This is a genomic window from Streptomyces sp. NPDC079020, from assembly GCF_044542225.1.
Classification (GTDB): Bacteria; Actinomycetota; Actinomycetes; order Streptomycetales; family Streptomycetaceae; genus Streptomyces.
In genome coordinates, this window is record NZ_JBITUB010000006.1 from 127,826 (window position 1) to 140,455 (window position 12,630).

Sequence of the window (12,630 nt, forward strand, 5' to 3'; positions counted from 1 at the left end):
CCGGATTCGTCCTGGTTCATCATTCCGACATTCGCCGTTCACCGACCATCCCCCCTGGGGACAAGGCAAATGCCGGGCATCGCCCTAGCGTGATGCGGGTGGTTAAGCTCTCCGTCATCGTGCCGTTCTACAACGTGCAGACATACGCGCCCGACACGCTCAGAAGCCTACGGGCCAATGCCCGTGAGGACTTCGAGTTCATCCTTGTCGACGACTGTTCGACCGACGGGACGGCGGACATCCTGCGCCGGGCCCAGGACGACATCCCGGGGGTGGTCCTGCTCAGACACGAGCGGAACGGGGGGCTGGCCACCGCCCGCAACACGGGCCTGGACGCGGCGCGCGGCCAGTACCTCGCCTTCCTGGACGGCGACGACTGGCTGGCGCCCGGCCACTACGCCGAACTCCTGGCCCGCACCGAGGCGTTGGGCTGTGACTTCGTACGCACCGACCATGTCCAGGTGGAGGGCACCAGCCGTACGGTGCACCGCGTCCCGCACGGCGGGCGCGAGCGGGTGATGGACCCGCGCGAGGCGATCCTGCCCGCCGACCGGTCGACGTCGGTGGACTATCCGTACGCCTGGGCGGGCCTCTACCACCGCAGGCTGCTGGACCGCGGGCTGCTGCATTTCACCGACGGCCTGCGCACGGCCGAGGACCGGCCGTGGATCTGGCGGCTGCACCGCAGCGCGGATTCCTTCGCGGTACTCGGAATGCTGGGTATTTTCTACCGGCGCGGTGTGGCTTCCTCACTGACACAGATCGGTGATGTGCGTCAGCTCGACTTCATTCGTTCCTTCGACCAGGTCGTCCGGGAAACCGCGGAGGACCGCGACGCGGAAGTGCTGCTGCCGAAGGCGGTACGCACGTACTGCGCGATCATTTCCCATCACATGAGCTCGATCGAGAGGTTCGAACCGCCCGTGGCCCGCACTCTGAAATCGCTCAGTGCGGCGGCACTCAAGCGCATGCCCCAGCCGGTGCTGGACGACGCGCTCGACTCCATGGACGTCCAGCGCGCGACCCTGCTGCGCCGGCTGCGCCGGCGGCCCGTCGCCACGAAGGAGGCGACGGCAGCATGAGCCTGTCCCCGTCGCGCCGCCGCACCACCCAGATCTTCGCCGCCTCCACCCTCTACGGCGCGGCCACGCTCGCCGCCGCCCTGGACACCGGCTGCTTCGCTCCGGCCGACCGCCGCATCCTGCTCGTCTGCAACAACGCCGCGATCCCGGAGACCACGCCCGCCCTCGACGCGATGCCGGGCTTCGAGCGGCTGCGCGGCCGTTTCGACGACGTGGTGTCCTGGAACGGGACCATCGCCCCCTTCCACCCGAGCGGCTGGGCGCCGCGCCCCGACGACGTACCCCTGTGGGAGCGGTATCTGCGGCTCGCCTGGGGGCTCGGCGACGACGAGGTCGAGCTGGCCGTCGAGTCGGTCCAGGTCAACCCGGCCATGGCGATCGCCCAGATCTTCACCGGCGCGCCGGTCGATGTGTACGCCGACGGGCTGATGAGCTACGGGCCGACCCGCAACAAGATCGACCCGCTGGTCGGGACGCGGGTGGGGCGGCTGCTGCATCTGGATCTGGTGCCGGGTCTGAAGCCGCTGCTGCTCACCGAGTTCGACGTGGTGCCGCAGATCGTGCGGACCGAGGCCTTCCGCGAGGTGCTGGCCGAACTGGCGGGCGTGCCGGCCCGCCTGCCGTCGGTGGAGTCGCCCGCGCTGCTGCTGGGCCAGTACCTCTCCGCGCTGGGGCTCATCTCCGCCGCCGAGGAGGAGAACCTGCACCTGCGGATGATGCGGGGCGCGGTGGCGCTCGGCCACACCCGCCTGGTGTTCAAACCGCACCCGACGGCTCCGGCCCAGTGGTCGAGGGCGATGGAGGCGGAGGCGGAGCGGCTCGGTGCCGAACTGACCGTGCTGGACGCCGGGATCCTCACCGCGCCGGTCCTCGCGGAGGTCCTCTACGAACGGATGCGGCCCGCGCTGGTCGTCGGCTGCTTCTCCACGGCGCTGCTCACCGCGTCCGCGTTCTACGGGCTGCCGGTCGCCCGGGTCGGTACGGAACTGCTGCTGGACCGGCTCGCCCCGTACGAGAACAGCAACCGGATGCCGGTCACCCTGGTGGACGCCCTGCTGCCGGAGCTGGAGGACCGGGCGGCGGTGCTGGCCCAGCGGCCATCGGACGGCGGCGAGCAGGAGGTGTCCGCGCTGGTCCGGGCGGTCGGGTACGCCATGCAGCCCCGGATATATCCGCAGCTGCGGCCGGAGGCGGAACGGTATCTCTCCGACCGGCTGACGCCGGTGACCCGGCGGTACTTCAAGCGGCGCCGGCTCACCGCGCTGGCGCTGCCGGGGGCGGTGCCGTCCCAGTTCGCGTTCCTGCCGCGCAACGCGACGGTACGCAGGGTGGCGAAGCGGGCGCGGTCGCTGCGGCGCACGGTGCGCGGGTAGCCGTCGCGGGCGACTGCCGATGGCCGACGCTGACGGCTGACGGCTGACGGCTGACGGCTGACGGCTGACGGCCGACGGGGCGGGTCCGGTGGTCCGGCCGAAGGCCGGCCGTACGCTCTCGGGCAGCAGCTTGTCGCCCGCGTTGCCCTGGCGCTCCATGGAGAAGGCGACATGGGCGAGCCGGCCGGAGGCGGGTCCCTCGGCGGGCGGGACGAGGCCGGTGGCGGGAGTCCGCAGGGCGGGTCTCGGTTTCGCGTCACCGTAGGAAACCTGGACGGCCCTTGGATGAACTCGCCCTGTCGACCCGGGAAACTGCGTGCCTCCCGGGCGTTTTGGCCCCTCTCCGCGCCCTACGCTGACGCGGCGCACCGGCTGAAATGGAGTGGCCTTGACCATCACACCGCAGGACGCGGGCACGGCGGCCCGCGCCGCCACGCTCCCCCTCTCCGACCCCAGGAGCACCCCGGCGGGCACCCCGGAGAGACCGTCCGGAGCCCTGCCGCGGGACCCGTCGCCCGCCCGGCCGAAGGTCCGGATGCGCGCCCTGGACGGACTGCGGCTGCTGGCCGCGCTGATGGTCGCGGGCTACCACTACGGGGGCCGGGGCGGTGACATCACCGAGGCGTGGGGCAGTTCCGCGGCGGTGCAGTTCCCGACCGCCCACAGCTGGTTCGCCTATGGCTGTCTCGGGGTGCAGATCTTCTTCGTGATCAGCGGTTTCGTGATCTGCATGAGCGGCTGGGGCCGTTCGCTGAACGCGTTCTTCGCCTCGCGGGTCTCCCGGCTGATGCCCGCGTACTGGGTGGCCGTCGCCCTGGTGACCTTCGTCTTCGCGCTGCCCTGGGTGGCGTACGAGGCGGTGTCGCCCAGTGACGCGCTGGTCAACATGACGCTGCTCCAGCAGCCGTTGGGCGTGGACCGGGTGCTGGGGGTGTGCTGGACGCTCTGGGCGGAGGTGCGGTTCTACGCCCTGTTCGCCCTGTGCGTCGTGCTGCCCGGGGCGAACCGGCGGCGGGTGGTGCTGTTCTGCGCCGTGTGGACGCTGGCGGCGGCACTGGCGAAGGCCTCGGGCGAGCCGTTCCTCGATGTGCTGCTGATGCCGGAGTACGCCCCGTACTTCATCGGCGGCATCGGCCTCTATCTCGTGCACCGGGACCGCCGGGACGCGACGGCCTGGGGCATCGTCGGGGTGAGCTGGCTGCTGGGCCAGCACTACGCGGTGGCGGACCTGTGGCACCCGGCCGGCCCGGACGCCTTCTCCTACCGTTCCGCCACGGTGATCGTCCTGGTCGTGACGGCGGGCTTCGCCGCGGTCGCGGCCATCGCGCTGGGGGCCCTGAACCGGATCGACTGGCCGTGGCTGACGGTCGCCGGGGCACTGACGTACCCCTTCTACCTGGTGCACGAGCACCTCGGCTGGGTGGTCGTGGGTGTCCTGCACCGGGACCTGGGTGTACCGGCCTGGGCGACGTTCGCGCTGACAGTGGCGGCGATGCTGGCGCTGGCCTGGCTGCTGCACCGCTTCGTGGAGCGGCGGTTCACCCCGCTGCTGCGGGGCGCCCTCTCCCGGGCCTCCCTCGACCTCAAGCGCGGCTGATTCCGGCGGGGCCGGCGGTCGGACACCGCCGAACTGCCGGGCCGGCCGTCGGACGCCGCCGATCCGCCGGGCCCCGGCGGTCAGATACTGCTGAACGAGAGCTTCGCCGCGAATCCGAGGAACAGCACGCCGGCCGCCGAAGTGGCCCCCGCCGAGAGCCGCTTGCGGCGGCGGAACGCGGAGGCCATGCGGGTGCCCCCGAATATGAGCATCGACAGGTACAGGAAGCTGGCGAACTGGAGCAGCGTGCCCAGCAGGAGGAAGGACAGGGCCGGGTAGGCGTAGCCGGGGTCGACGAACTGGACGAAGAAGGAAATCACGAACAGGATCGCCTTCGGGTTGAACAGGCTGACCACCAGCGCCCGCCGGTAGGGCCGCTCCATCTCGGCCGCCGCCTGCGGCGTCCCGGCCTCGTCCGTCAGCTCGGCCACCCGCCGGTGCCGATCGCGCCACAGCGACCCGGCCGCCCGCAGCATCCCGATGGCCAGCCAGGTCAGATAGCCCGCTCCCGCGTACTTGACGAGCGTGAACAGCAGCGGAGTCGTCTGGAGCAGGGAGGCGGCGCCCAGCGCGGAGAGCGTCATCAGGACCGTGTCCCCGGTCCAGACACCGGCGGCGGCCACATAGCCGGTCCGTACACCGCGCCGGGCGGCGACGGAGAGCACGTACAGCGAATTCGGCCCCGGCAGAAGGACGATCAGCACCAGGCCGGCGAGATAGGTCGGAAGATCGGTGACACCCAGCATGGACGGAGTGTCGCACGGAGGCACGACACTCCGTCCCGGTGTTTCACTGCGGGAGACGCCGGAGAACGCCAGGAGGAAGTCAGAGGACACCCAGCGGACGCCAAGCGGACGCCAGAGGACATCGAGGGGGGAGGCATCAGAAGGCGTCCGTGGGCACGTACGTCCCCCAGACCTCCCGCAGCGCGTCGCAGACCTCTCCCACCGTCGCCCGCGCCTTGAGCGCGTCCTTCATCGGGTACAGCACGTTGTCGCTTCCCCCCGCCGCCTCCTTCAGCCGCACCAGCGCGGCGTCGACCGCCTCCTGATCGCGTCCGGCACGGAGCGCGGCCAGCCGCCGGGCCTGCTGGGCCTCGATCTCCGGGTCCACGCGCAGCGGCTCGTACGGCTCCTCCTCGTCGAGCCGGAAGCGGTTGACGCCGACGACGACGCGCTCGCCGCTGTCGGTCTCCTGCGCGATGCGGTACGCGCTGCGCTCGATCTCGCCCTTCTGGAAACCGCGCTCGATCGCGCTGACCGCGCCGCCCATGTCCTCGACCTTGCGCATCAGTCCGAGGGCGGCCTCCTCCACGTCGTCCGTCATGCTCTCGACGACGTACGACCCGGCGAACGGATCGACGGTGGCCGTGACGTCCGTCTCGTACGCGAGGACCTGCTGGGTGCGCAGCGCGAGGCGGGCGGACTTGTCGGTGGGCAGCGCGATGGCCTCGTCGAAGGAGTTGGTGTGCAGGGACTGGGTGCCGCCGAGGACCGCGCCCAGGCCCTGGACGGCGACGCGGACCAGATTGACCTCGGGCTGCTGGGCGGTGAGCTGGACGCCCGCGGTCTGGGTGTGGAAGCGCAGCATCAGCGACTTGGGGTTCTTCGCGCCGAACTCCTCCTTCATCACCCGGGCCCAGATCCGGCGGGCGGCCCGGAATTTGGCGACCTCTTCGAGGATCGTGGTGCGGGCGACGAAGAAGAAGGAGAGGCGTGGGGCGAAGTCGTCGACGTCCATGCCCGCCGCCACCGCCGTACGGACGTACTCGATGCCGTCCGCGAGGGTGAAGGCGATCTCCTGCGCGGGCGAGGCTCCGGCCTCGGCCATGTGATAGCCGGAGATGGAGATGGTGTTCCACCGGGGGATCTCGGCCTGGCAGTACTTGAAGATGTCCGCGATCAGCCGGAGCGAGGGCGCCGGCGGGAAGATGTAGGTGCCGCGGGCGATGTACTCCTTGAGCACATCGTTCTGGATGGTTCCGGTGAGCCGGTCCGCGGGGACGCCCTGCTCCTCGCCGACCAGTTGGTAGAGGAGCAGCAGGAGTGCGGCGGGGGCGTTGATGGTCATGGAGGTGGAGACCTTGTCCAGCGGAATCCCGCCGAACAGGACGCGCATGTCGTCGAGCGAGTCGATCGCCACCCCGACCTTGCCGACCTCGCCCGAGGCGATCGGGGCGTCGGAGTCGTGGCCCATCTGGGTGGGCAGGTCGAAGGCGACCGACAGACCCATGGTGCCGTTGGCGATGAGCTGCTGATAGCGGGCGTTCGACTCGGTGGCGGTGCCGAAACCGGCGTACTGGCGCATCGTCCAGGGCCGCCCGGTGTACATCGTCGGGTAGACACCGCGGGTGAAGGGGTACGCGCCCGGCTCGCCGAGCTTCTGGGCCGCCTGCCAGCCGTCGAGCGCGTCCGGCCCGTACACCGGCTCGATGGGCAGTCCCGACTCGGACTCTCGCGTCATCTGATGTGCCTCCCCTTCAAGCTACCTACTGGTAACAAATCTCGCGACGGACTGTAGCGGCGCCCGCGCGACCGGTGGAGAGCCACCGGCTGGGACCTTGCTCACAGGACCCGTGCCGGTCTGGACGCGCCGTTCCCATCATGCGCAGGATTCGGCAACCGGGCAGGGCGGGAATCCGTCCAAGGAGACACCGGAACCACCGGGCGGGACGCCGGAACCACCGGGCGAGGCAGGGGGACCGAGGATGACAGTCAGAACTGTGAGCGGTGGAAGCGGTAAGGGCCGCGGCAGCGGTACGGGCGGGGTGAGCCGCGGGAGCGGGGTGAGCGGCGGCGGTCCGGGTGTGCGCCCGCGCCGCGGGAGGCGCACCGCCGCGACGCGGGCGGCGGTCGGCATGCTCGCCGTCACCGCGCTGGCGGCAGGCTGCAGGGCCCAGGCCGCCCAGGGTACGCAGCCGGTGCCACCGCCCGGCCGGACCTCCGGCGGGCCGGCGGCGAGCCCCACCCCGCGCCCCTTCGCCACTCCCTCCGACGACGCCAAGCCGGGCGGCGGCCCCTCCGCGACGCCCTCCGCGACGCCCTCGGCGACCGCGAGCGCGCCGCAGCCGAGCACCGCACCGCCCACGCCGCGGCCGGCGGTCCTGATGAAGACCGGGTCACAGGGCAAGCAGGTACGGGAACTCCAGGCCCGGCTCCGCCAGATCGGCCACTTCGACCGCACCCCCACCGGCTACTACGGCACCGTCACCGTCACGGCCGTCCAGTCCTTCCAGGGCAAGCGGGGCCTCGACCGCACCGGCAGCACCGACGCCGTCACCTGGCAGAAGCTGCTCGGCATGACCCGGACGCCGACGGCCGCCGAGCTGGACCCGCCGACCGAGCGGCCGGCGACGGAGCCGGACGAGCGGTGCATGACGGGGCGGGTCCTGTGCATCAGCAAGAACAGCCGGACCCTGTCGTGGATGATCGACGGCCGGGTCGTCTCCTCGATGGACGTGCGCTTCGGCTCGCAGTACACACCCACCCGCGAGGGGACGTTCGCCGTGTACTGGAAGTCCCGGCACCATGTCTCGACGCTCTACGACTCGCCGATGCCGTACGCGATGTTCTTCAGCGGCGGCCAGGCGGTGCACTACTCCTCGGACTTCGCGGCCCGCGGCTACAGCGGCGCCTCGCACGGCTGCGTGAACGTCCGGGACGAGGGGAAGATCGCCGCGCTGTACGCACAGGTGAAGAACGGCGACAAGGTCGTCATCTACTGGTAGCGGGCGCCGTCGCCGGAGGAGAGGAAGGGGGCGCGGACGGGACCGGGGGAACGTGTCCCGCCCGCGCCGATGCGCCGAGCCGTAGGTACGGGGGGAACCCCGGCTCATAGCGCGGCCGATGACCAGTCGGCTCACTCTCTACTGCGCCCCGCCGCCGAAAAACGTCACACCTTATGGGTGAGGCCCTTCCGGGTGCAGCGAAAACCGCAGGTCAGCGAGTGGCCGAGGCGTTCGGTGCCAGGGACTGCGGGGCCGCGGACGAGGCGGCGGCGCCTTCCCGGCCGCCGGCCGGCCCGGCGAACGAGCCCGTACCCGCGCCCGGGGCCGCTCCGGCGCCCGCGGGCTGGGGGTGGAAGGAGATCGCCGGGAGCGAACCGCCGTTGCCCCCGCCCTCCCCCTGTTCGCCGTCGCCGCCGTTGTCGCCGTCGCCGCCCTGGCCGTCCCCGTCGGCCCCGTCCAGGAGCCGCTCGCAGAACCGTTCCAGATTTTTCTCGCCCTTCGCCAGCCGGATGAGGCGGCGCCTGCTGGTCTCGTCGAGCTTGCCGTCGCGGTAGTCCTGGCAGGCCTTGACCGACTTCTCGTACCACTTGCCGGACGCGGCGTCGTCGGAGCCGTCGGGCAGGTCCTCGGCGTCGGCGTCGTCCCCCGAGCCGGCCGTGGGTCCGGCGCCGTCCGGCCGGTGCGTGCCGCCGCCCGTGGCGGTCCCGGCCCCGGTGCTGTCGTCGGTGCGCCGGCGGTCGGTGCCGTCCACCCCGGTCCGCCCGTCCCCGGGCGAGCGGGAGGCGTCGGGTGTGGTGCCGGGGTCGGCCGGAGCGGACGGGCCGGCGGACGGTCCGCCGTCGTCCGGCTGCCCGGAGCCCAGTTCCCTGGGCGACGCGGCGGCCGAGACGGAGGCCGCCGGGGCCGGGGTGTCCCGGCCGCCGAACGGCCCGGTGATGATGCCGGTCCCGGCCGCGACCGCCACCCCGCCGAGTGCGCAGCCCGCGAGCGAGACGACCAGGCCGAAGCGCACGGGGCGGCTCCAGCGCGAGCGGCGGGACGGTACGGAGCCCGCGCCGCCGATCCGCACGGAGTCCAGCAGTCCGGGCTGTCCGTGCGCCGCCGCGGATCTCTTCGCGGCGCGGGCGTTCGCCCCGGCCCCGTGGCCCGCCTGCCGGAAAGCGGCGAGCACCCTGTCCTCGCCCGGCAGTTCACCGCCGTGCGGGCGGGCGGCGGACCGGACCTCGCCCAGCGCCCGGGTGAGCCGCAGGGCGTCGGTGCGGGCGTGATCGTCGACGGGTACGACCGGTTCGCCGCGGAGCAATCTCTCCGCCGCGTCCTTGTCAAGCCACTCGTAGTGCTCGTCGGCCATCACATGTCCTTCTGCGTCCACGGGCGTGAATGCGTCACACCGGGAGTAACACCGGCGGGTGCCGCCGAACCATTACGTCCGGGGCGCTGCGCGGGCAGAGCACCCAGTTCCGCTCCCCCGGCTCCGCCCTGACCTGCGCCGCCGTCCGGCCCCGGCTCCGCCGCCCGGTCGGCGGTCCGACCCGGGTCCGGGGTCCGGTCCGCCGTCTCCCCCGGCTGGTCCGCGCCGAGCAGCTCCGCCAGCCGTTTCAGGCCACGGTGCGCGGCGGTGCGTACGGCGCCGGGCCGCTTGCCCAGGGTCTGCGCCGCGCTCTTCGCGTCCAGGCCGACCACCACCCGCAGGACGACGGCCTCGGCCTGGTCCTGCGGCAGCTGGGCGATGAGCGACATGGTGCGGTCGGTGTCCAGGGCCTCGATGGCGTCGCCCGCGGTGTCCGAGTCGCCCGGCCTGCTGGTCAGTTCGGACTCGTCGCCGCCGATGGCGGGGCGCCTGCTGCGCATCCGCAGATGGTCCAGGGAGCGGTTGCGCGCGATCCGGGCCGCCCATCCGCGGAACCGGTCGGCGTCACCGCTGAACCGGCCGAGGTCCCTGGCTATCTGCAGCCAGGACTCGGACGCCACGTCCTCCGCGTCCGGCTCCCCCACCAGTGTCCGTATGTAGCCCAACAGCCGCGGCTGCACCGCGCGGTACACAGCACGGAAGGCGTCCTCGTCCCCGTCCTGCGCCGCGAGCACCGCGGCAGTCAGCTCCGCGTCGTCCCCCAGCACTCCCTCAACCCGCCCTGATGTCCTGAATCGCAGCTGGTCACCACTGCTGCGCCACTCTGCGCGACTCAGCACGCTACGTGCTCGGCGGGTGTCACGTCCATGGCTTGTACAACCCGCAACAGTTCGCTGACACGCGCGGTGTGACAGAAAACGCAGCCGCGGCGCTGAGATGAGTACGGGGTCGTGCTGCGACCCCGTGGAAGACGACCGGGGCCTCTCCTGTGGGGGGTGGCGGCCCCGGTCGTCGTCCCTCTCCCACCACCCTGACCAAGGTGAAACGAAGACCGAGGGGCATCTGCACGGCCGGCACATGGCCGACTCCTACGGGAATTCACCCGATTCGTTCCGGCCCAATACGCCGCATCACCCCCGGGCCTGCCGTGACATCACCGCGCGCAGCACCCGCCGGCCCTCCGTCGACAGGCCGAGCGCCCGTTGCAGTCCGGCGCCGCTGCCCGGCGTGCCGGCACTCTCCGCGAGGATCTCCAGGATCTGTGTCTGACGGCGCAGTTCCCCGGCGACGAGGGGGCCGATGCCGCTCTCCTCGCCGGTCCGGCAGCGCCGCAGCGCCGCCTCGTCCCCGTGTGCGTCGTAGCGCAGGTGGACCTCCAGGGCGGCGAGCGAGCAGGCGTCGGCCCACTCCCGCAGCGGAACCGCGGCGAAGTCCGAGGGGGCGGCGGCGAGCAGGCCGCGCAGCGGTGCGGCCGGGCCGTCCGCGAGGTCCTCGCCGGCCGGCGCCGTGCGGGCGGCCGTGAGCCGGGTGGCCCATTCCCGCCCGTCCTCGCAGCTCGCCCAGAGCGGGCGCAGCGGTCCGGGTTCCGCGGTCCCGCCGAGCGGCGGCAGACAGCGTTCCAGGCAGGCGAGCCCACTGGCTGCCAGGGCCCGCTCGTCGGCAACGGCGATCAGTTCCAGCAGACTCATTCGACGTCTCCCTCGGTCGTACCGCGTACTGCGCCGGGTGGCTGAAAATCGTCAGTTGCGGCGACAGAGTACGGGGACCCCGGACCAGGTGTGCGCCGCCCCTCGCCACCGGGTACGGGGACCCCGGGCCAGGTGTGCGCCGCCCCTCGCCACCGGCGCGGACACCGGCCCGAGCCGGGTGCGGCCCCTTCCGCATCCGGCTCAGCCCGTGGCGTCGATCCGTCCGGCCAGCTGCTGGAACTGCGTCCAGGTCAGCGCGGGCTTCCCCGGGACCCAGAGCTTCTGGGCCGTCGCCCGCAGCGGCATCCGGATCCCCTGGGCCACCTGCTGCGCGGTCTGCGCCTGCGGGAGGTCGCCCCAGACCGCGAACCGGCCGCCCAGGATCTGCTTCGAGTAGCGCGAGGGAACCGGCTCGGTGCCCCGCAGGACGAGCGGGGTCCACTGCTCGTAGATCCGTTTGCCGGTCGGATAGACGAAGTCGTTGGGCTGGCCGAGTACGTAATAGAGGAATTCGTCGTTGAGGTTCACCACCGGGCGCCCCTCGTCCAGATACTCCTGCGGCGGCCGGGCGCCGATCTCCTTGCCCGTCCAGTACTCGACCTCGATGTCCTTCCGTGGCTGAACGGTGCCGCCGCGGAAGAAGCCGTCGTTCCACGCCTTGGCCGTACGGCCCTTGGCCTGGACCACCTCCGCGCGGTCGTTGAGCCACCCGGTGGCCAGGTCCTCGATCGTGGCCCCCTCGCCGTACTTCTCCCGGGCGGCCCGGAGCAGCTGGGGGTACGAGGCGGCGGGGTCGCGCACCGTCAGCGCGCGGTACTCGTCCGCACCCAGGTGCCAGTAGGCACCGGGGAACAGCTCGGTGTATTCGTCGAGCAGTTCGTCGATGAGTTCCGCCGCACCCGGCTTCGAGATGTCGAGGGATCCGGGCGACGCCACTCCCTGCGCGTCGCGCAACTGGAGGTCCGGGTGGGCGCGCAGTACGGCACCCAGGTGGCCCGGGGAGTCGATCTCCGGGACGACCTCGATGTGCAGGCTCGCGGCGAGACCGACGATACGGCGGACCTCGGCCCGGGTCAGGTGCTCGGGCGAGACGACCTCGGGGTGGGACTCGGACGCGATCCGGAAGGCCTGGTCGTCGGAGAAGTGCAGGCCGAGCTGGTTGAGCTTGAGGTCGGCCATCTCGCGCACCCGGTCCTCGATCCAGGACATGGTGTAGTGCTTGCGCGCGATGTCGAGGTTGAGTCCGCGCTGCGGCCGGTCGGGGGTGTCCTCGACGACGCCCTCCGGCATGGTGCCGTCGGCGCGCAGCGACTGTTTCAGGGTGCGGGTCCCGTAGAAGACCCCGGCCTCGTCGTGCCCGCTGATCCTGACCCGCCGGTCGCGGGTGGTGAGGGTGTACGACTCGGGGGCACCCCCGGCCGCCGTGCCGAGCGCCAGCTCGACGTCCCCGGCGCGGGCCGCCGCGGCGCCCCGGTAGCGGATCTTCAGCTCCCCGGCGAGCAGCCTCGCCTCGTCGGCCAGCCGTTCGCTGCCGTCGGCGATGACGACCGTGCTGTCGCGTCCGGGCTGCCAGCCGGGCCCCCGGGCGGGGGTGTGCTCGCGTACGGCGGGGATGGAGCGGGGTGCGGTGGACAGCGGGTAGCTGCGGGTGGGCGTCGGCGCCGCCGAGGGCGAGGAGGAGGCGCGCGACGACGCCGCGCCGCCGGTGGACCCGGAGCCCGAGCCGTCCGGCCAGACGGCGACGGTGAGAGCGACGGCTGCGGCGGCCGTGACGGCCGCACCGGCCACGAGGGCACCGCGTGAGGGCGACAT

10 protein-coding genes are annotated in these 12,630 nt (G+C 72.3%); 4 read left to right on the forward strand and 6 right to left on the reverse strand.

The window, feature by feature from the left end; translation table 11 throughout:
- The first annotated feature begins 98 nt into the window (after positions 1 to 98).
- The 3 genes from ACIGJO_RS14565 (at position 99) to ACIGJO_RS14575 (ending at position 4,052) form a co-directional block, all read left to right on the forward strand.
- Positions 99 to 1,082: a glycosyltransferase family 2 protein gene (locus ACIGJO_RS14565; protein ID WP_399957316.1), complete on the forward strand. Its 984-nt coding sequence runs from the start codon at positions 99 to 101 to the stop codon at positions 1,080 to 1,082.
- Complete coding sequence (locus ACIGJO_RS14570) at positions 1,079 to 2,455, forward strand: polysialyltransferase family glycosyltransferase (protein WP_399957319.1); 1,377 nt, start codon at positions 1,079 to 1,081, stop codon at positions 2,453 to 2,455. Before ACIGJO_RS14565 ends, ACIGJO_RS14570 begins: the two co-directional genes overlap by 4 nt.
- A gap of 388 nt (positions 2,456 to 2,843) precedes the next feature.
- Positions 2,844 to 4,052 carry an acyltransferase family protein gene (locus tag ACIGJO_RS14575; RefSeq protein WP_399957322.1) on the forward strand — a complete coding sequence of 403 codons (1,209 nt, stop codon included), beginning with the start codon at positions 2,844 to 2,846 and terminating at the stop codon, positions 4,050 to 4,052.
- A gap of 80 nt (positions 4,053 to 4,132) precedes the next feature.
- Here ACIGJO_RS14575 and leuE read toward each other — a convergent pair whose 3' ends face one another.
- A complete protein-coding gene (gene leuE / locus ACIGJO_RS14580) occupies positions 4,133 to 4,798 on the reverse strand; it encodes a leucine efflux protein LeuE (protein WP_399957325.1) in 666 nt (221 codons plus the stop codon).
- Between the two features lie 136 nt (positions 4,799 to 4,934).
- Positions 4,935 to 6,515: a methylmalonyl-CoA mutase gene (locus tag ACIGJO_RS14585; protein ID WP_399957328.1), complete on the reverse strand. Its 1,581-nt coding sequence runs from the start codon at positions 6,513 to 6,515 to the stop codon at positions 4,935 to 4,937.
- A gap of 394 nt (positions 6,516 to 6,909) precedes the next feature.
- Here ACIGJO_RS14585 and ACIGJO_RS14590 point away from each other — a divergent pair, with 394 nt between their 5' ends.
- Entirely contained in the window at positions 6,910 to 7,779 is an 870-nt protein-coding gene (locus ACIGJO_RS14590; protein ID WP_399958131.1) for a L,D-transpeptidase family protein, read from the forward strand.
- A 211-nt stretch (positions 7,780 to 7,990) separates the two neighbouring features.
- On the opposite strand, the gene ACIGJO_RS14595 is transcribed toward ACIGJO_RS14590, so the two are convergent.
- The 4 genes from ACIGJO_RS14595 to ACIGJO_RS14610 all read right to left on the reverse strand — a co-directional run bounded on the left by ACIGJO_RS14595 (position 7,991) and on the right by ACIGJO_RS14610 (position 12,630).
- Positions 7,991 to 9,130, reverse strand: coding sequence for a hypothetical protein (locus ACIGJO_RS14595; protein ID WP_399957332.1), 1,140 nt, complete (start codon positions 9,128 to 9,130; stop codon positions 7,991 to 7,993).
- Positions 9,130 to 9,897, reverse strand: coding sequence for an RNA polymerase sigma factor (locus ACIGJO_RS14600; RefSeq protein WP_399957335.1), 768 nt, complete (start codon positions 9,895 to 9,897; stop codon positions 9,130 to 9,132). The genes ACIGJO_RS14595 and ACIGJO_RS14600 overlap by 1 nt, the downstream gene beginning before the upstream one ends.
- Before the next feature lie 363 nt (positions 9,898 to 10,260).
- On the reverse strand, positions 10,261 to 10,818 hold the full coding sequence (locus ACIGJO_RS14605; protein WP_399957338.1) for a hypothetical protein: 558 nt from the start codon (positions 10,816 to 10,818) through the stop codon (positions 10,261 to 10,263).
- Positions 10,819 to 11,019: 201 nt separating this feature from the next.
- Positions 11,020 to 12,630 (reverse strand): glycoside hydrolase family 20 protein, encoded by a 1,611-nt coding sequence (locus tag ACIGJO_RS14610; protein WP_399957343.1) that lies wholly within the window; start codon positions 12,628 to 12,630, stop codon positions 11,020 to 11,022.